The organism is Alphaproteobacteria bacterium, from assembly GCA_020638555.1.
GTDB lineage: Bacteria > Pseudomonadota > Alphaproteobacteria > Bin95 > Bin95 > JACKII01.
On record JACKII010000002.1, the window covers coordinates 887,068 to 906,776 of the forward strand.

Annotated in this window: 15 protein-coding genes and 2 pseudogenes; 5 read left to right on the top strand and 12 right to left on the bottom strand. The window is 68.2% G+C overall.

What is annotated here, in order from left to right:
- Positions 1-10: 10 nt before the first annotated feature.
- A complete protein-coding gene (locus H6844_10000; GenBank protein MCB9929732.1) occupies positions 11-1,255 on the bottom strand; it encodes a Rieske 2Fe-2S domain-containing protein in 1,245 nt (414 codons plus the stop codon).
- Positions 1,256-1,612: 357 nt separating this feature from the next.
- Here H6844_10000 and H6844_10005 point away from each other — a divergent pair.
- A pseudogene (locus H6844_10005) lies at positions 1,613-1,838 on the top strand (GIY-YIG nuclease family protein).
- Between the two features lie 226 nt (positions 1,839-2,064).
- Here H6844_10005 and H6844_10010 read toward each other — a convergent pair.
- From H6844_10010 to H6844_10040, 7 genes and pseudogenes are all read right to left on the bottom strand, one after another.
- A complete protein-coding gene (locus tag H6844_10010; GenBank protein MCB9929733.1) occupies positions 2,065-2,271 on the bottom strand; it encodes a formate dehydrogenase subunit delta in 207 nt (68 codons plus the stop codon).
- A complete protein-coding gene (gene fdhD, locus H6844_10015; GenBank protein ID MCB9929734.1) occupies positions 2,268-3,161 on the bottom strand; it encodes a formate dehydrogenase accessory sulfurtransferase FdhD in 894 nt (297 codons plus the stop codon). The genes H6844_10010 and fdhD overlap by 4 nt, the downstream gene beginning before the upstream one ends.
- The gene (gene fdhF / locus H6844_10020; protein ID MCB9929735.1) at positions 3,109-5,961 is read right to left on the bottom strand and encodes a formate dehydrogenase subunit alpha; all 2,853 of its coding nucleotides are present in this window, start codon (positions 5,959-5,961) and stop codon (positions 3,109-3,111) included. Before fdhF ends, fdhD begins: the two co-directional genes overlap by 53 nt.
- A gap of 321 nt (positions 5,962-6,282) precedes the next feature.
- Positions 6,283-8,285 (bottom strand): annotated as a pseudogene (locus H6844_10025) (NAD(P)H-dependent oxidoreductase subunit E).
- 452 nt (positions 8,286-8,737) lie between these two features.
- Positions 8,738-9,820 (bottom strand): HlyD family secretion protein, encoded by a 1,083-nt coding sequence (locus H6844_10030; GenBank protein ID MCB9929736.1) that lies wholly within the window; start codon positions 9,818-9,820, stop codon positions 8,738-8,740.
- A complete protein-coding gene (locus tag H6844_10035) occupies positions 9,817-10,308 on the bottom strand; it encodes a MarR family transcriptional regulator (protein MCB9929737.1) in 492 nt (163 codons plus the stop codon). Before H6844_10035 ends, H6844_10030 begins: the two co-directional genes overlap by 4 nt.
- 149 nt (positions 10,309-10,457) lie before the next feature.
- A complete protein-coding gene (locus H6844_10040; protein MCB9929738.1) occupies positions 10,458-11,321 on the bottom strand; it encodes a TauD/TfdA family dioxygenase in 864 nt (287 codons plus the stop codon).
- Between the two features lie 95 nt (positions 11,322-11,416).
- Here H6844_10040 and H6844_10045 point away from each other — a divergent pair, with 95 nt between their 5' ends.
- Entirely contained in the window at positions 11,417-11,932 is a 516-nt protein-coding gene (locus H6844_10045) for a DUF192 domain-containing protein (protein ID MCB9929739.1), read from the top strand.
- A 93-nt stretch (positions 11,933-12,025) separates the two neighbouring features.
- Positions 12,026-13,081 carry a hydroxyacid dehydrogenase gene (locus H6844_10050; protein ID MCB9929740.1) on the top strand — a complete coding sequence of 352 codons (1,056 nt, stop codon included), beginning with the start codon at positions 12,026-12,028 and terminating at the stop codon, positions 13,079-13,081.
- Between the two features lie 186 nt (positions 13,082-13,267).
- On the opposite strand, the gene H6844_10055 is transcribed toward H6844_10050, so the two are convergent.
- From H6844_10055 to H6844_10070, 4 genes are all read right to left on the bottom strand, one after another.
- On the bottom strand, positions 13,268-14,071 hold the full coding sequence (locus H6844_10055) for an alpha/beta hydrolase (GenBank protein ID MCB9929741.1): 804 nt from the start codon (positions 14,069-14,071) through the stop codon (positions 13,268-13,270).
- Positions 14,072-14,160: 89 nt separating this feature from the next.
- Entirely contained in the window at positions 14,161-15,054 is an 894-nt protein-coding gene (locus H6844_10060) for an N-formylglutamate amidohydrolase (protein MCB9929742.1), read from the bottom strand.
- Positions 15,055-15,098: 44 nt separating this feature from the next.
- Entirely contained in the window at positions 15,099-15,326 is a 228-nt protein-coding gene (gene rpmE, locus H6844_10065; GenBank protein MCB9929743.1) for a 50S ribosomal protein L31, read from the bottom strand.
- A 57-nt stretch (positions 15,327-15,383) separates the two neighbouring features.
- Complete coding sequence (locus tag H6844_10070) at positions 15,384-17,144, bottom strand: long-chain fatty acid--CoA ligase (protein MCB9929744.1); 1,761 nt, start codon at positions 17,142-17,144, stop codon at positions 15,384-15,386.
- Between the two features lie 185 nt (positions 17,145-17,329).
- Between H6844_10070 and H6844_10075 the strand changes: the two genes are divergently transcribed.
- Positions 17,330-19,123, top strand: a complete 1,794-nt coding sequence (locus tag H6844_10075) for a M3 family oligoendopeptidase (protein ID MCB9929745.1) — start codon at positions 17,330-17,332, stop codon at positions 19,121-19,123.
- A 147-nt stretch (positions 19,124-19,270) separates the two neighbouring features.
- Positions 19,271-19,552 (top strand): GIY-YIG nuclease family protein, encoded by a 282-nt coding sequence (locus tag H6844_10080; GenBank protein MCB9929746.1) that lies wholly within the window; start codon positions 19,271-19,273, stop codon positions 19,550-19,552.
- Positions 19,553-19,709: the final 157 nt, after the last annotated feature.

The window sequence follows — 19,709 nt, forward strand, 5'->3', positions numbered from 1 at the left end:
GGCGACAGTATCACAGACCCATCAAGGGCCGGTAAGCCTTCCAAAAGCCGCGGACGGAGGTTTCGGTCGCCCGCGTCGCCTGGGTCTCTGCGCCGTCGCCGCCCATCTGCACCACCGAGCGCTCGTCCGCCGCGCCGGCAATGCCGCGTTGCACGAAGCCACCGACGCAGCCGTCCTCCATCGAGATATAGCCCGCCGGACCGACCAGGTTCGACTGGCGCTGCCGGGTTTGCAGCATGGCCGTGTCGTCGTCGGCGAAGCCGTAATAGGTCCAGACCAGTTCGGTCCGGTCCGGGCCTTTCGGCAGCACGAGGCGCACCGCCAGCGCGTTGCGGATTTGCTGCATGACGAAGTTCGGGAACACGGTCAGGATTTGCAGCGTGACGCCGTCTCCGAACTCGTCATGGCCGGCGATCAGGTTCGGGTCGGCCAGCGCCATGTCGTCCACATGGGCGCGGATATCGCCGGATTCGTATTCGGTCCTGGTTTGCGCGTCCTCGGCCGCCTTGGACCAGCTGACATGGTGGCCGCCCGATCCGTCGACGACGATGCCGCCCTGCATGGTCAGGCGGTTCAGCTTGAAGGTGGTGAAGAAGGCGTGCAGCAGGCTGGCGTGATAGCTGTCCTTCACATTCTCCACATAGAGTTTCCAGTTGTTGTGCATCACCTGCCGGCTGTGGCCGAGCGGCACCAGCGGCCGCGGCGTGACCCGCCGGATGCGGGCCAGGATGTCCGGCCCCAGATAGGCGTCCAGCGGCGGCGTTTCGGGGTGGAACGTGGCGAAGATCAGGCCGTTCAGGGTTGCGACCCTGAGCTTGCGCAGGCCGTGGTTTGCCTTGTCGAAGCCCGGCGGCATGCCGCCCTGGCCCTTGACGCCGCGCTCGAACGCGACGCCGATCAGGTCGCCCTTCAGCGAGTAGTTCCAGGCATGATAGACGCAGGCGAGGCTGCGGGCGTTGCCGTGCTCCTTCAGGCAGACCAGCGCGCCGCGATGGGCGCAGCGGTTCTCCAGCACGTTGACGCCGCCCTCGCGGTCGCGCACGACGATCACCGGGGTCTCGCCGACGAACCCGGTCTTGAAGTCGCCGGCCTTCGGGATTTCCGCTTCCAGGCCGACGAAATTCCAGGTGGGGCCCTGGAAGATACGCGCCTGCTCCAGGGCATGGATGTCCGGGTCGGCATAGAGCCGGTTCGGCACGCGCGTCAGCCCCTCGGCGGGCCAGGCGATGGGCGGCGAGGGGGCAGGCTGGGTCATGACGGCGGCTCGCATGGCGGGAGGATGCGTTCCCCGCCACTATGCCACGGCCAATCCCCAGGACCAATCATCCCCGGAGGGGGCGGATGTACCCCGGAGATGGCGGAGCGCCCTTGTACCCCGGAGCCTGCGGAGCGGGCGTCCGGGGCCGGTGTCGGCGTGCGAACACCGCCGCCGCCGGTGTTCGCGAGAGCGACCGATCCCGGATCGGCGCTCCGCACCGTCCGGGAAATACATTGTTAAGGGTTTTGGTGAACAATGTGCTGCGAAAGACCTCTGAAATTCACGTCCGGGCAACCAGCATGACCTATTGGGTGTACATCCTGGCCCACAAAAGACGGCGCCTTGTACGTCGGCATGACCTGTGACCTGTCGGAGCGCCTCGCCCAGCACCGCAGCGGCCGGCATTCGGCACACGCGCCGCTATGGCATCCATCGCCTCGTCTATGCCGAGGAACATGCGGATGTGGCCGAGGCCCAGACCCGCGAACGGCGCATCAAGCGCTGGCGGCGGGCCTGGAAAATCGCGCTGATCGAGACCGCCAACCCGACTGGAACGATCTCGCTGATACCTTGGACTTGAAGGCCAAACAAGCTGTGAGCCGAGGCGGATGTACCTCGGAGATGGCGGAGCGCCCTTGTACCCCGGAGGCTGCGTAGCCGGCGTCCGGGGCCGGTAATCGGCGTGCGAACACCGCCGCCGCCGGTGTTCGCGAGAGTGACCGATCCCGGATCGGCGCTCCGCACCGTCCGGGAAATACCTTTTCTGGTTATTTTATGATAATTTTCAATGTATTATCAGCGTGCTCTCACAGCGTCCGCAAGGCCGCCTGTACCCGAGGCGTCAGTCCCGGCGCCCGTCCCTCCGCCGCGGCGGTGAGCAGGGCGCTCCGCATGCGCGGCTCCCAGAAGCGGCGCAGGTGCGAGGCGATCGCCGCCACCGCCTCGTCTTCGGCGTAGAGGTGAAAGTTGGCGGCGATCTGGTTCGCCATGCGCACAAGCTCGTCCGATTTCATCGCGGCGGCTCCGGGGAGAAAGCCATGATGCCCTCCGGCGTCCGCACATAGACCGTCATGCCGGCGCGGCCGGCCATGCGCAGCGCCAGCGCCGTCGGCGCCGAGACCGCGGCCAGTGCCGGCGCGCCGATGGCGGCGGCCTTCTGCACCATCTCGACGCTGACCCGGCTCGACAGCAGCACGAAGCCGGCGCCGGCGTCACGGTTATCGCGCGCCAGGGCGCCCGCCAGCTTGTCGAGGGCGTTGTGGCGGCCGATATCCTCGCGCAACGCCTGCACGCTGCCGTTCAGGGCGCACCAGGCGGCGGCGTGGGTGGTGCGGTTCGCCCGGTTCATCGCCTGTGCCGCCGGCAGGGCGGCATAGGCGCGGGCGAGCGCGGCAAAGTCGGGCAGGGCGCCGGAGACCGGCCGCGGCTTCGGCACCGCCGCGGCGATGGTCTGGGCGCCGCAGACGCCGCAGCCGGAGCGCCCGGCCAGCGTGCGCCGCCGTGCCTCCACCCCCGAAAGCAGGCCCGGCGCGATTTTCAGGTTCGCCACCAGTCCCTCGGCCGCCTCGCCGAGGGCGATGGCCTCGACGTCCGCGGCGCGCCGCACCAGCCCTTCGGTCAGGGCGAAGCCGAGCGCGAAATCCTCCAGGTCGGCGGGGGTCAGCATCATGACGGCAAAATTCTCGCCGTTCACCAGCACCGCCAGCGGCACCTCTTCGGCCACCCGCCATTCCGCCGGGCGCGCGCCCACGGCGGTCAGCAATCGCCCCGCCACGAGCGGCGAGACCTCCGGCGAATGCGTGGGCACTGCCGGCACCGGGGCAGGGGAGGGGCGCAGCGTGGCCACCGCCCTATTCCGCCGCGGTTTCGGCGACGCGATAATGCGAGGCGTGCAGCGCCTCATGCTCCTCCTGCCACGCGGACGGGCGGTTGGTCGGGAAGACCTGCACCGCCGTCACCTTGTATTCCGGGCAGTTGGTGGCCCAGTCGGAATAGTCGGTGGTGATGACGTTGGCGCCCGTCACCGGGTGGTGGAAGGTGGTGTAGACCACCCCTTGCGGCACCCGGTCGGTGATGTCCGCCCTGAGCGTCGTCTCGCCGATCCGGCTGGTGAGCCGCACCGCGTCGCCGTCGGAAACGCCGCGTTCCTCCGCATCGTGCGGGTGGATTTCCAGCACGTCTTCCCGATGCCAGCGGCTGTTCTCGGTCCGCCGGGTCTGCTGGCCGACATTGTACTGGCTCAGAATGCGCCCGGTGGTCAGCAGCAGCGGGAAGCGCGGCCCGGTGCGCTCGTCGGTCGGCACGTATTCGGTCAGCATGAACCGGCCCTTGCCACGCACGAAGCCGTCCACGTGCATGATCGGCGCGCCGTTTGGATGCTCGGCATTCACCGGCCATTGCATCGAGCCCTCGGCATCGAGCCGGGCATGGCTGACGCCGGCAAAGGTGGGGGTGAGCCGCGCGATCTCGTCCATGATCGCGGCCGGGCCGTCATACTGCATCGGATAGCCCATGGCGCGAGCCAGCCGGCACACGGTCTCCCACTCGCTCAGGCCCGCGGCCTCCGGCATCACCGGGCGCACCCGGTTCAGGCGGCGTTCGGCATTGGTGAAGGTGCCGTCCTTCTCCAGAAAGCTGGTGCCGGGCAGGAAGACATGGGCATAGGCCGCGGTCTCGTTCAGGAACAGGTCCTGCACCACCAGGCAGTCGAGGGCGGCCAGCGCCGCCTGCACATGGGCGGTGTTCGGGTCGGACTGGGCCATGTCCTCGCCCTGGATGAACATGCCGCGGAACGAGCCGTCGAGGGCGGCGGCGAACATGTTGGGGATGCGCAGGCCCGGCTCCGCCAGGATCGGCACGCCCCAGTCCGCCTCGAACTCGGCTCGCACCGCCGCATCCTCCACATGGCGATAGCCCGGCAGTTCGTGCGGGAAACTGCCCATGTCGCACGAGCCCTGCACGTTGTTCTGGCCGCGCATCGGGTTCACGCCGACGCCGGGGCGGCCGATATTGCCGGTGGCCATGGCGAGATTGGCCATGGCCATGACCATGGTCGAGCCCTGGGAATGCTCGGTCACGCCCAGGCCGTAATAGATCGCGCCATTGCCACCAGTGGCATAGAGCCGGGCCGCGGCCCGCAGCGTTTCCGCCCGGACGCCGATGATCTCGGCCAGCGCTTCCGGGCTGTTGCGGTCGTCGGCGATGAAGGCGCGCCAGCGGGCGAAGGCGTCGTCCTCGCAGCGCGCCCGGACGAAGGCCTCGTCCACCAGCCCTTCGGTCACGATCACATGCGCCATGGCATTCATGACCGCGACATTGGTGCCGGGGCGCAGCGGGATGTGGTGGGCGGCGCTGATGTGCGGGCTCTGCACCAGGTCGATGCGGCGCGGGTCGACGACGATGATTTTCGCCCCCGCCCGCAGGCGCCGTTTCAGCCGGCTCGCGAACACCGGGTGGGCGTCGGTCGGGTTCGAGCCGATCAGCAGGATCACGTCGGCATTCTCCACCGACTTGAAATCCTGCGTGCCGGCGGAGGTGCCGAAGGTCTGTTTCAGGCCATAGCCGGTGGGCGAGTGACAGACCCGGGCGCAGGTGTCGACATTGTTGTTGCCGAAGGCGGCCCGGACCATTTTCTGCACCACATACACTTCCTCGTTGGTGCAGCGCGAGGAGGTGATGCCGCCAATGGCGCCCTGGCCGTGGCGCGCCTGGATCGCCCGGAAGCGCTCGGCCGCAAAGGCGATGGCCTCGTCCCACGCGACCGGGCGCCACGCATCGGTGGTGGTCTCGCGCACCATCGGCGTGGTGATGCGGTCCTTGTGGGTGGCATAGCCCCAGGCGAAGCGGCCCTTGACGCAGGAATGGCCCTCGTTGGCGCCGCCATTCTTGGCCGGCATCATGCGCACCACCCGCTCGCCCTGCAATTCCGCCTTGAACGAGCAGCCGACGCCGCAATAGGCGCAGGTGGTCTCCACCGTGCGCGTCGGCGTGCCGTGTTCCACCACCGAGGCTTCGACCAGGGTCGCGGTCGGGCAGGCCTGGACGCAGGCGCCGCACGAGACGCAGTCGGAGCCGAAAAAGTCGTCGGACGCGATGCCGGCGGAGACGCGGCTTTCGAAGCCGCGGCCCTGGATGGTCAGCGCGAACGTGCCCTGGGTCTCCTCGCACGCCCGCACGCAGCGCGAGCAGACGATGCACTTGGCCGGATCGTACTGGAAATAGGGGTTGGAGCCGTCCACGGGCACCGCGTGCGCGGCGTCGAAATGGTTGTCGCCGGCCATGCCATAGCGCACCTCGCGCAGGCCGACGGCGCCGGCCATGTCCTGCAACTCGCAATCGCCGTTGGCGGCGCAGGTCAGGCAGTCGAGCGGGTGGTCGGAGATATAGAGCTCCATCACGCCCTTGCGCAGGCGGGCGAGCCGGTCGCTTTGCGTCGTCACGCGCATGCCGTCGGCGACCGGCGTGGTGCAGGAGGCGGGCGTGCCCTTGACGCCCTCGATCTCCACCAGACACAACCGGCACGAGCCCCAGGCCTCCAGGCTGTCGGTGGAGCACAGTTTCGGCACGCTGCGGTCGGCCAGCGCGGCCGCGCGCATGACGCTGGTGCCGGCGGGCACGGTCACCGCCGCGCCGTCGATCCAGAGCGTGACGGGCGCGCCGTCCCTGGCCGGCGTGCCGTGGTCGGGTTCGCGGAGCAAGGTCATGGTGCCACTCCCATAAGGGGGTCAGCGCAATCGTCTCTTTTGCCGTCCTTGCGAGGAGCCGTAGGCGACGCGGCCATCCAGGCGGCCTCCCGGCGTGGTGCGCTGCTGGTCTGGATTGCCACGCCCGCTTCGCGGTCTCGCAATGACGGCGGGGAGAGGGCGACGTCCCTTAACTCTTCGCCGTCCTTGCGAGGAGCCGTAGGCGACGCGGCCATCCAGGCGGCGTCTCGATGTGCTGCGCTGCCGGTCTGGATTGCCACGCCCGCTTCGCGGTCTCGCAATGACGGCGAGACGGATGGCAGACCCCCGTAAAGACACGCATCAAGCAGCATCGGAGCTCCTCCGCCGTTCGAAATCCTCCGGAAAGTTGCGCATCGCCGACAGCACCGGGTTCGGCGTCAGCCCGCCCATGGCGCAGAGCGAGCCGTCGCGCATCAGTTCGGCCAGGTCCTCGATCAGGGCGAGGTTGCGGGCGACATCCTCGCCGCGCATGACCTTCTCGACCGTTTCCCGGCCCCGCACCGCGCCGACGCGGCAGGGCGTGCACTTGCCGCAGCTTTCGATGGCGCAGAAATCGAAGGCGAACCGGGCCATGGCCGCCATGTCCGCCGTGTCGTCGAACACCACCAGACCGCCATGGCCCAGCATCAGCCCAGCCTCGGCCAGCGCCTCATAGGTCATGGGCAGGTCCAGTTGGTCCGCCGTCGCATAGGCGCCCAGCGGCCCGCCGATCTGCACCGCCTTCAGCGGCCGGCCGGAGGCGGTGCCGCCGCCATAGCCCTCGACCAGTTCGCGGAGCGTCACGCCGAACGGCACCTCCACCAGCCCGCCGCGCGCGATATTGCCGGCCAGTTGGAACGGCTGCGTGCCGACCGAGCGGCCCTCGCCGAAGCCCTTGTACCAGTCGGCGCCGCGGGCGAGGATCGCCGGCACCGTAGCGAGCGTCAGCACGTTGTTGACCACGGTCGGGCGGCCGAACAGGCCGGCCACCGCCGGGATCGGCGGTCGCGCCCGGGCGGTGCCGCGCCGGCCCTCCAGCGAGTTCAGCATGGCGCTTTCCTCGCCGCAGATATAGGCGCCGGCGCCCCGCCGCAGCGCCACCCGGAAGGCCCGGCCAGACCCGCCCAAATCGGCGCCGAGCCAGCCAGCCGCCTCCATCGCCGCGATGGCCGCCGCCATCACCCGGATCGCGTCCGGGTATTCGGAGCGGATATAGACGAAGCCCTGCTCCGCTCCGGTGGCGAGGCCGGCAATCGCCATGCCTTCCAGCAGCGCGAACGGGTCGCCCTCCAGCAGCAGCCGGTCGGCGAAGGTGCCGCTGTCGCCCTCGTCGGCATTGCAGGCGACGTATTTCGGCCCGTCCGCGGACTGGTCCAGCACCGTCTGCCATTTGATCCCGGCCGGGAAACCGGCGCCGCCGCGGCCGCGCAGGCCGGAGTCGGTGACGGTCCGGCAGATCGCCGCCGGCGCCAGGGCCAGGGCGGCCCGCAGCCCGGCGAGGCCGCCGCCGGCCTCATAGGCCGCCAGGTCCAGCGGATCGGCGAGGCCCAGGCGCGCGAAGGTGAGGCGGGTCTGCCCGGCCAGATAGGGGATGGCCGCGGTCTCGCCCCGGCAAAGCGCGTGGGCGCCGCCATTCAGAAAGCCGGCGTCGAACAGGTCCGCAACATCCTCCGCTGCGACCGGCCCATAGGCGATGCGGCCGGCGGCGGTCTCGACCTCCACCAGCGGCTCCAGCCACAGCAGGCCGCGCGAGCCATTGCGCACGATGGTCACTGCCTCGCCCTGGGCCGCCGCATGGGCGGCGATGGCCGAGGCCACCGCGTCGGCACCGACGGCCCGAGCCGCCGCGTCCTGCGGAACGTAAACCCGGACGCTCACGACTGCGCCTCCCGCACCAATTCCAGCAGGCGCTCGGCGGTCAGACGCGCCGCCGGCCGGTCGTTCACCAGCGCCGCCGGCGCCAGGGCGCAGAGGCCAAGGCAATAGACCGGCTCCACCGCCACTTCGTCCGCGCCCCCTAGTGCCGCCGCGACGGTGCCGGCCAGGCGCTCTCCGCCCATGGCCTGGCACGCCTCCGCCCGGCAGAGCTTCACCACCACAGCAGGCGGCCGGGTGGTGCGGAAGTCGTGATAGAAGCTGGCGACGCCGTGCACCTCGGCCCGGGCGATGTTGAGGCTTTTGGCAATGGTCGGCAGGGCGGCCTCGGGCACGCAACCGGTCGCCGCCTGCAGGTCGTGCAGGATTTCCAGCAATGCGGCCGGGTTGTCGCCATGCCGGCGACAGATCGCAGCCGCGACGTCTTCTGGGTTCGGGGCCACCGTCATCGGGCCTGTCCTCTGCGCATTCGGCAGCGTTCGCGTGCGCCAGTATGGGGCATTTTCGGGCCGAGAGAAATCCATTGTCGTCGCATCCGGCCCGCTATCCCTCAAACGTGATCGGCCGGCCGGCAAGGGCAAAACGGCGGAGCGAGGTCTTTCCCCGCAGGCTCACCACGCCATCTTCCCTGTCCTCGCGAAAGCGGGAGCCCATGCCAGAGAGGCAAATTCAGGGTCCGTGTCCTGCGAGAAGCTCTCAGGCATGGACTCTCGCTTGCGCGGGAGATGGGGCAGGAGAGTGGGTCGACCGGTGCCGAAACCGCCTGGGGGCCGCGGCGCCGGCTCCCTTGCTGGAGCCCATCACCGCACATGGCGCAACGAAAAGGGCGGCGCCAGCAAGGCCGGCGCCGCCCCAAATAGCCCTTCAAGATCCCGCGCGGGACCCCGGTCGGTTGCTGTCCTCAGTCCGCGGCGGCCAGCGCGTTCGTGCCGAAGGTGCGTTCCAGCGCCACCAGCGACGAGCGTTTGTGCTTGGTGTCGATGCTGATGCTCACCGTCATGCCGGCCCGCAGCGGGGTTGCCTCGTCATGGTCGTCGACGATGCGGAGCTTCACCGGCAGGCGCTGCACCACCTTGACCCAGTTGCCGGTGGCGTTCTGCGGCGGCAGCACCGCGAATTCCGCGCCGGTCGCGGGCGAGATGCTTTCGACGGTGGCGGTGAACATCTTGTCCGGATAGGCGTCGACCACGACGGTGGCTTCCTGGCCGACCTTCACATGCGTCAGGTCGGTTTCCTTCAGGTTCGCCTCGACCCAGGGCTGGCCGGTGGAGATCAGCGAGAACACGGGCTTGCCGGATTCGACATACTCGCCGGTTTGCAGCTTCATGTTGGTGATGATGCCGTTGGTCGGCGCATAGACCGCCGAGCGCTCCAGGTCGAGCCGCGCGTCGCGCAGCATGGTGACCTTTTCCTTGTACATGGGGTGCTCGCGCGCATCCATGTTGGCGTCGCCGCCCAGCGCGGTCAGCAGGCGGTGCATGGTCTGTTGCGCCGCGACCCGCTTTTGCCGTTCGACGGCCAGGTCGGAGGTGACCTTGTCCAGGGCGTCGCGGCTGGTGACGCCGCGCTTGCGCAGGGTTTCCTGCCGGGCGGTCTGGCGTTCCAGATAGGCGATGCGGGCGTCGATCTCGCCCAAGGCCGACTTCGCTTCCTCGTACTGGGCGCGCATGGTCTCGACCTCGGTATAGACCATGCCCATTTCCGCCCGGGCGCGGGCGACGGCGATTTCGATGGGCGCGGAATCGATGCGGAACAACAGGTCGCCCTGCTTCACGCGCTGGTGGTCCTTCACGGCCACCTCGGTCACGCGGCCTTCGACATCGGCGCTGATTTGCAGGATATCCGCCTTCACATAGGCGTTTTCGGTCGTCACGAAGCGGCCGCCGATCAGGTAGAAATAGCCGCCAATGGCAATGGCGATGGCGGGCACCCCGATCAACAGGATCGCCCGGATCAGAAAGCTGCGGGATTTGCGGTCGCTCATGATGAGATCGCCTCTAGGCGTTGCATTTGGTTGGACGGGCCGTTGCCGTTCGGCAGGCCGGTCATTTCTTGGAGACGGGCCTTGACGGCCACCATCACGCCGCAGACCCGGTCATGATCGGCGCTGCTGAGCCCGTCGAAGGCCTCTTCCATGGTTTCGCGCGCGATACGGCGCATTTTCTGGTAGACCGCCTCGGCTTCCGGCGTCGGATAGAGGCGTTTCACCCGCCGGTCCTCGCGGTCCGGCTCCCGCCGCACCCAGCCGCCGTCTTCCAGGCGGTCGATCAGGCGGCCGGCCGGCGCCTTTTCCATTTCCAGCATGTCCGCCAGCGCCGAGAGGCTGACGCCGGGGAAACGGGCGAGCCGGGACAGCGCAACCCATTGCGAGCGGGTCAGGCCCTGTCCGCGGGTTCGTCGGTCCAATTCGGTCCGCAGCAGCCGTGCCACATCCGAGACCAGCACCGCGAACAGAATGTCGTCGTCATCCATCGGACAGAAAAACCGTAACCTAGGTGAATATATCCTTTAATACCATTTTTGGGAGTACCGACGCAAGCAAACGAGCCATGCGTTGACTGCATGGCTATGCGCGTGGCGCGCAAGTGTGCTACGCGATTGCGGAATTTCCGGGTGGGCCCTCAAAACGGCTCGTCGCCGCAGACGGTGATGCGGTGCATGATGCGGGTCTGGCCCGGATAATCGTCGATGGCGAAATGCTGGGTGCAGCGATTGTCCCAGAACGCCATGGAGCCCGGCCGCCAGCGGAAGCGGCAGGTGAATTCCGGCCGGGTCGAATGCTCGCGCAGATAGGCCATCAGCGGTGCGCTCTCGGCCTCGGTCATGCCCTCGAAATGGCGCCAGTGACCGCCGGCATAGAGTGCCTTGCGACCGGTTTCGGGATGGGTCCGCACCACCGGGTGGGCGTTGGTGGTCTTTTCGGTCGTCGGCGGTTCGCGCACCTGCATGGTGTGGTACTGGCCATAGACCTCCCTGCGCGACTTGCCGCCGTCCTGCTTGAAATTGTCACCCGCCGACACCGCCTTGAGCCCGTTCAGCATGGCCTTCATGCCGTCGGAGAGCGCGTCATAGGCGGCATACATGTTGGCGAACAGCGTGTCGCCGCCGGCCGCCGGCGTTTCGCGCGCCAGCAGGATCGTGCCCATGGCGGGCTTGGGCGCGAACATCTGGTCCGAGTGCCAGCCGCCGCCGAAATTCTTTTTGTCGGTCGGCAGTTTCTTGATTTCCAGAATGTCCGGATAATCCTCCATCCCCTTCATGAAGGGATGCTGATGCAGGTCGCCCCAGCGGCGCGCGAACGCCAGTTGCCGGTCCGGCGTGATGTCCTGGTCGCGGAAGAAAATCACCAGGTTTTCCAGCAGGGCCCGGTGAATTTCGGTATACACCCCCTCCGGATTGTCGGCCGCCAGGTCGACATTGCCAATTTCCGCGCCGAGCGAGCCGGCGATCGGGCTCACGGTGATATGCTGGTAGTCGTTGCGCATGGGGCGTTTCTCCGCATTGGTCTTTGGTCGTAAGTTTGCCAAGTCGCGCGCAATTCGGCAAGACGCCCCTATCCGGTCGCGAATGGAGGACAATCGTGCGCGTAGGATTTCTGGCCCTGGCGATGTTGGCCCTGGGGATGTTGGCTCTGACGGTGTTGGCTCTGGCAACCGCCCTGGCGACGGGGCAGGCCGTTGCCTGCGAACGGTATCCGCAGCCGCCCCTGCCGACGGCGGAGGTGGTGGTGCAATCGGCCGGCGGCGACCGCGCCATCACCGCCGAACTCGCCACGACCGACGAGCAGCGCGGTTGCGGCCTGATGGGCCGGCCGGCGCTCGCGCCCGACCGCGGCATGCTGTTCGACATGCGCCCGCCGGGCCCGGCCTTTTTCTGGATGGACAACACGCCGGAGCCGCTGGACATGCTGTTTGCCGACCCGACCGGCGTCATCATCCATATCGAGCATGACGCGGTGCCGTTGTCGCGGCGGGTGCGCGGCACGCGCAAGGCCGTGGCCGCCGTGCTGGAACTGGCCGGCGGTTCCGCCAGGCGTCTCGGCATCCGGCTCGGCGACCGCATCGTCCTGCCCTGGGCCAAGGCGCAGCGGCCCTGATGGCACACGCCCGCCGCGGCGTTTCCCTTGGCGCCCGCCCGGTCTTAAGATAGGCACTCAAACGCAAAACCACACCGAAGGAACCGCCCGCCCATGACCGCGAACATCGCGAAGCTGGTCATTTTCGACACCTGGATGGCCGGCAAGGCCATGGACATGCTCCGCGCGAGCGACGTGATCGACCTCTGCCATCTGCAACAGGCCGACGGCCTGGCGGCCAACGAGCCGCATTTGCTCTCCATGCACGGCTATCAGAGCCTGCCGCGCACCGAGCTGCAAAAGGACTATCTCACCAATGCCGACTTCATCGCCCGCATGCCGAACCTGCTGGCGGTCGCCTCCACCGGCGCCGGCTATGACATGATCGACGTCGACGCCTGCACCGAGGCCGGCGTCATCGTCGTCAACCAGTCCGGCGCGAACAAGGAAGCGGTGGCCGAGCACGCCTTCGGCCTGATTCTGGGCCTGTCGAAAAAGATCGCCCAGGCCGACCGCGGCATGCGCGAGACCGACATGTTCAACCGCCGCACCGTCACCGGCAACGACATTCTGGGCAAGACGCTGGGCGTGGTCGGCCTGGGCCAGATCGGCACCCGCTCGGCCGAGATCGCCAAGGCCTTCCGCATGCGCGTCATCGCCTACGATCCCTATGTCTCGGCCGGGGAATGCCAGGCCCGCGGCGCGGAGAAGGTGGACTGGGAGACGCTGTTCGGCGAGAGCGACTTCATCACCGTCCATTGCCCGCGCTCGGCGGAGACGCTGGGCATGATCGACGCGGCGGCGTTCGCGCTGATGAAGCCGTCCGCCTATTTCGTCAACACCGCCCGCGGCGGCATCCACAAGGAAGACGACCTGTTGCAGGCGCTGGAGGCGGGCCGGCTCGCCGGTGCCGGCCTCGACGTCTGGTGGGAGGAGCCGACGCCGAAGGACCATCCGCTGTTGCAGCGCAACGACGTCATCGCCACCCCCCACAGCGCCGGCGTCACGCACGAGGCGGTGACCAATATGCGCGAATGGGCGGCCAGCCAGTGGATCGAGATTTTCCAGGGCAAGGTGCCGCCGCGCCTGATCAACCCGGAAGTCTGGCCGAAATACCAGCAACGCTTCGCCGAAAAGCTCGGCTTCACCCCGGAGCCGCTGAAAGGCTGACGGCCGCGCGCGGGGCGGTGCGCAACCGCCCCTCGATACGCCGCGTGTGCGGCTACTCGGGATGAAAGACCGACTGGGCACCACCAAAGCGCATTGCGCCGGCGCCCCTTTCCTCCCCATTTCACCCTGAATAGGCCCGTCAGGGCCGTATCGAAGGGGCGCCCGCCGCATCAAGCAGCCGCTTGGCTAATCGCCGGTCAAAAACGCCCGGATCGCCGGGGCAAACCGCTCCGGCTGCATCACCACGCTCATATGGCCCGCGCCGGCAATCGTTGCCGTTTGCGCGCCCGGCATTGCCTCGGCCAGCCGCTGAACGATGCGCCGGGCCGGCAGCGGCGAGGCCGAGCCCGCCAGCAGCAAGGTCCGCCCGCCCAGCGCCGCGTAGACGCCGGCGGGTGTCTCGTCATACGAGGTCTCGTAGGCCTCGCGCCGCAACTGCCGGCCCATGGCCAGCAACCGCGCCTGGACATGCTCCGGCAGCGTGGCCCAGGGCGCGCCGCCCCAATAGTCGATGAACGCCGCCACGCCCGGTTCGAGCCGGCCGGCATCCACTGCGGCGATCATCGCGTCGATGGCCAGCCGGTCCTCCACCAGGGCCGCGCTATCCTCCGGCTCGCCAGTGTGCAGGCTGCCGAAGCACATCGGCTCCACCGCCGCCAGCCGGCGTACCCGTTCGCGCCAGCGCGCCGCCGCCCGGAGCGCCATGAACCCGCCCATGGAGTGGCCGACCAGGTCGATCGGTCCGTCGCAGAGCGCGAACGCCCTCCGCACCACCTCCTGGTGCTGGTCCAGCGCCGGGCGCTCCGGGTCCTGGGCCGCACTGCGGCCATAGCCGGCCAGATTCGGCACCAGCACGCGATAGCCGGCGCCGATGCCCTCGACCAGGCCCAGCATGGCCTCGGCGCTGGCGCCGCCGCCGTGCAGAACCAGGAGCGCCGGGCCTTCGCCGCCCAGCCAGTAGTCCATTCCGTCCGTCGTGATTCGTTCCATGTTGCACCGAAATCCGGAAATCGTTCGAAGGCGGGGCGCCGGGGATGGCTGCGGCTGCGCCAGGGGGTGTCGGCGTCAGGGTAGCGCCCTCAGTCCTCGCCGGCCATGGCCGCCGGCAGCGGCCGCAGCAATTCCGGCGGCACGGCGCCGATTTCCGCCAGAATGGCCCGCACGGTCTCCGTGACCACAGCGGCCTCCGGCAGCAACCGCCGCGAGCGCTCGTCCATGTAGAGCGGCCGGGCGAATTCCAGTTGCAGCGCGTGCAGGCCGCCGGCCGGTCGGCCGTAATGCTGGGTGATGAAGCCGCCGGCATAGGGATAATTGCGGGCGACGCTCAGGCCCTGGTCCTGCGCCGCGCGGCTCGCGGCCTGGGGCAGGGTGCTGGCGCACGACCGGCCGAAGCCGTCGCCCAGCACCAGATCCGGCAGGCGCTCGCCCGGCAATTGCGGCATGGAGTGCAGGTCCAGCAGCACCGCATAGCCGAATCGTTGCCGCGCCGCCGCCAGCAACTGGTTCAGGGCGCGATGATAGGGCCGGTGGCCGGTCAGCCAGCGCGTGGTGCCCTGGCGCAGGGTCAGGCGTTTCAGATTGACGGGCTGGCGCGGCGGCAGGAAGCGGGGAAAGGTGCCGAGCCCGGCGCGAACGCGGCTCGAATCGCTGGCCAGTTGCGAAGGCAGGGGCTCGCGGAACATGCCCGGGTCCCACTCGCCGGCGGCCCGGTTCACGTCGCAATAGGCCCGGCCCCAGCGGCAGGTCAGCACCGGCAGGCCCAGGCCGTGCAGGTCGCGCACCAGATGGTCCAGATGCGGATCTTCCAGCGCGCCCAGGTCGGCATCTGGGTTCATGCCGCCGCGGGCGTCGTCCGGGATTGCCTGCCCGCTATGCGGCACCGACAACACGCACGGCACCCGCCAGGCCTTTGGCCAGGCCAGGCGATACGACGGCGGGTCGGAGGCGGGGGCAGGAGGGACGGGCGCGGCCAAGGCGGAAGGCCCTCGTCAAGGCCGCGCTGTCACGGGAAGGCGCCTTAGCGCTTCAGGCCAAAGGCCTGGAACTTCTTGTTGAAGCGGGCGATCTGGCCACCGGTGTCGAGCAGGCGCTGGCCGCCGCCGGTCCAGGCGGGATGCACCAGCGGATCGATGTCCAGGCGCAGGGTGGCGCCCTCGCTGCCATAGGTGGAGCGGGTCTTGAACTCGGTCCCGTCGGTCATGATGACGGTGATCTCGTGGTATTCCGGGTGAATGTCGGCTTTCATGGCGGCCCTCGTTTGCAAAACGCCCGTATAATCGCGGTGGCGCGTCGGTGCAAGCATCTAGGGATGCAGCGCGGCCAATTGCGCGGCATAGGCCTCGCGGATGACGTGGCGGCGGATTTTCATGCTGGGGGTCAGCATGGCGTTTTCGGTGGTGAACGGCTCCGGCACCAGCGCGAAGCGGCGCACCTGTTCCGGCCGGCCCAGATGCTTGTTCGTCGCCTCCAGCACGCGCTCGATATGCGCATGGAAGGCCGGGTCCGCGGCCACGCTCGCCAGGTCGGTCGGCTTGCCAAGGGATTTGGCCCAGTCCCGCGCCGCCTCCGCATCGGGCACGATCAGGGCCACGAGATAGGGCTGCTTGTCGCCGGCCACCATGGCCTGGGCGATTTCCGGCGCCAGTTGCAGCATGCCCTCGACCCGCTGCGGCGACAGCGTGTCCCCGCCCGACAGCACGATGATATCCTTCTTGCGGTCGGTGATGCGAATATAGCCGTCCGCGTCGATCTCGCCGACATCGCCGGTGTGCACCCAGCCATCCTGCAACGCCGCCGCCGTCGCCTCCGGATCGCCCCAGTAGCCGAGCATGGCCAGCTCGCCCCGCACCAGGATTTCGCCGTCGTCGGCGATCTTCACCTCGACGCCGGGAAAGGCGGGGCCCACCGTCTCCAGCTTGATCTTGTGCGCCCGGTTGCACGAGACGATGGGCGCGGTCTCGGTCTGGCCATAGCCTTGCAGCAGGCGCAGGCCCAGCGCGGTGAAGAACAGGCCGATATCGTGGTTCAGCGGCGCGCCGCCGGAGATCAGCGCCTTGTTGCGCCCGCCGAAGCGCTCGCGCACCTTGGATCGCACCAGCCGGTCCAGCACCGAATCGACCAGCCGTTCCGGCAGCGACAGGCATCCGCGCAGGTGCTTTTTCCGCCCCAGCTCCACCGTCTTCCAGAACAGCTTCTGCCGCAGCTTCGGCTGGCCGCGCAGGCCCGACAGCACCCGGCCGTGCAGCGTCTCGTAGAGCCGCGGCACCGCGGTCATGATGGTCGGCTTCACCTCGGCCATATTGCGCGCCAGCGCCTCGACGCTTTCGGCGTAATAGATCTGCGCGCCGATGGAGAGCGGGAAGAATTGCCCCGCCGTGTGCTCGTAGGAATGGCTGAGCGGCAGGAAGGACAGGAAGACCTCGTCGTCCGGCATGCGGTCGTCCAGCTCGTAGAGCAAATCGCAGGCGCCCATGGCGTTGCAGAGAATGGCGCCGTGCGACAGCATCACCCCCTTGGGCGCGCCGCCCGTGCCGGAGGTATAGATCAGGCAGGCGAGATCGCCGCGCCCGGCGTCGTGCAGCGGTCCTGGCGGGTCGTCGCCGCGCAGCACCCGCCCTTCGGTCAGCAGCGAGGCCCAGGATTGCACCGGCTTGTGCGGGTGTTCCGGCGGGTCGCTGTCGATCAGGATCACCCGCTCGACGCTCGCCACCTGTTCCGCCGCCGGCAGCACCCGCGCCAGCAGCGCCGGGGTGGAGACGATGACGAAGCGGGCGCCGCTGTCGCCCAGGATATGGACGTGGTCCTCTACCGTGTTGGTGATATAGGCCGGCACGGTGACGCCGCCGGCCGCCATGATTCCCAGGTCCGCCACCAGCCATTCCGGCCGGTTTTCCGCCACCAGACAGACCCGGTCGCCCGGCGCCAGCCCCAGGTCGCGCAGGCCGTGGGCGCAGTCGGCGATCAGGCCCGCCACCGTGGCGAAGCTCTGGCTGCGGAAATGGCTGTTGCGCTTGGCCCACAGGAACGGCCGGTCTTCCTGCCGCTGCATCACGTCGAAGGCCATGGCCGTCAGCGAGGGCCAGCGCAGATAGGGCTCCAGCGCGGCACGGCGGGCGGGGTCGGCGATGGACCGGAGCGGATCGTGCAAAGCGGTGCTTCCCAAAACGGCGATTCCCTGTGACGCTCGCGCGGGTTGGTCCCGCCTGCCTGCATCCTTATATCGGCGGAGTGCCTTTTGGAGTAAAGCCCATGCCCGACGCTTCCGCCGCCGATGCCCTGCTTGCCGATCTGCCGACCTGGGATCTGAGCGACCTCTATCCCGGCCTGGACGCGCCGGAACTGGCCGCCGATTTCGAGGCCGCCGACCGCGAGGCCAAGGCGTTCGCGGCCGAGTACGAAGGCAAGCTCGCCAGCCTCTCGGCCCAGGGCCTCGCCGAGGCGATCGCGCGCTACGAGGCCATGGACGAACGCTTCTGGCGCATTATGAGCTTTGCCGGCCTGAAACACGCCGAAAACCAGCTCGACCCCAAGGTCGGCACCTTCTTCCAGAACGCGCAGGAGAAGGTGGTCACCATTTCCAGCCACCTGCTGTTCTTCTGCCTGGAACTGAACAAGATCGAGGATGCCACCGTCGAGCGCTGGCTGGCCGCGCCCGCCCTGGCGCAATACGCGCCCTGGGTGCGCAATGTCCGCATCAACCGTCCGCACCAACTCTCGGACGAGATGGAGAAATTCCTGCACGAGCAGCACGTGGTCGGCACCGCCGCCTGGAACCGGCTGTTCGACGAGACCATGGCCGGGTTGCGCTTTCCGCTCGACGGCAAGGAGCTGACCAGCGCCCAGGCCTTGCACCTGCTCTCCGACCCTTCGCGCGACAAGCGCAAGGCCGCGGCCCATGCCCTGGGCGAGGTGTTCACCCGGAACCTGACCCTGTTCGCGCGCATCACCAACACGCTGGCCAAGGACAAGGAAATCGACGACCGCTGGCGGCGCTACGAGCGCAGCGTCTCCGCCCGCAACATCGCCAACCAGGTCGAGGACGAGGTGGTCGATGCGCTGGTCAAGGCCGTGCGCGACAGCTACCCGCGCCTCAGCCACCGCTATTACGCGCTGAAGGCCAAGTGGATGGGCGGCGACCGGCTCGATTACTGGGACCGCAACGCGCCGCTGCCCGACGCCGACGACCGCGTCATCGGCTGGGACGAGGCGCGCGACACGGTGCTGTCCGCCTATGGCGCGTTCTCGCCGAAGCTGGCCGATGTCGGCCGCCGGTTCTTCGACCATGCCTGGATCGACGTGCCCACCCGGCCGGGCAAGTCGCCCGGCGCCTTCGCCCATCCGTGCGTGCCGAGCGCGCATCCGTATCTGCTGCTGAACTATCAGGGCAATGTGCGGGACGTGATGACGCTGGCGCACGAACTCGGCCATGGCTGCCACCAGGTGCTGGCCGGACAGGCCCAGGGCCATCTGATGTGCCAGACGCCGCTGACGCTGGCCGAGACCGCCTCGGTGTTCGGCGAGATGCTGACCTTCCGCCGCGTGCTCGATGCGGAGCAGGACCCGGCCAAGCGCCGCGTGCTGCTGGCCGGCAAGGTGGAGGACATGCTGAACACCGTCGTCCGCCAGATCGCCTTCTATTGCTTCGAGGAAAAGGTGCATGCCGGCCGCCGCGAGGGCGAACTCACCGCCGAGCAGATCTGCGACATGTGGATGGAGGTGCAGACCGAGAGCCTCGGCCCTGCGCTGCGCTTCGACGATCTCTATCGCGGCTACTGGACCTATATCGGCCACTTCATCCACTCGCCGTTCTACGTCTACGCCTATGCGTTCGGCGACTGTCTGGTGAACGCGCTCTACGCCGAATACCAGCGCAACCCGGACGGCTTCCAGGAGAAGTACCTGACCCTGCTCGCCTCCGGTGGCCGCTACCGCCACAAGGAATTGCTGGCCCCGTTCGGTCTCGATGCCAGCGACCCGGCCTTCTGGAACCAGGGCCTGGACATCATCGCTGGCATGATCGACGAACTGGAGGCGCTGAGCTGACTTGAGCGGTCGGATCGCCCCCACCGCTCCCACCCATTTCCCCCGCGCAGGCGGGGGCCCATGCCTGAGAGTGCCCGCTGGGTTGGGTTTTTGTGATTCGGGCGCCATTATCCCGACGGGCTGTCGCAGAGACGGAGCACCGTGACCATGCCCGCCTGTGTCTACATGCTCGCCAGCCAGAAGAATGGCACGCTCTATATTGGCTCGACCACCGATCTTGCCCGGCGCGTGCAGGACCATCGGGACAAGGTGCTCGACGGCTTCACGAAGCGGTATGGCGTCACGCGGCTGGTTTATGTGGAGGCCTTTCCAACGGTTTTCGAAGCGCGCCAACGGGAACGGCAGATCAAGAACTGGCGGCGGTCATGGAAAATCAATCTGATCGAAGCGCAAAACCCGCATTGGGAAGACTTGGTGAAATTCCTGTGAGCACGATGATGTTCGAATTTTCGGTCGGCGCATCTCGTTCGACCCGCTCCATCCGCCGCCCTGAACTCGTTTCAGGGCCCATGCCTGAGAGTATCTATCAAGATTCATTGCCTGTCATACGCTCTCCGGCATGGGTCCCGAATCAAGTTCGGGACGG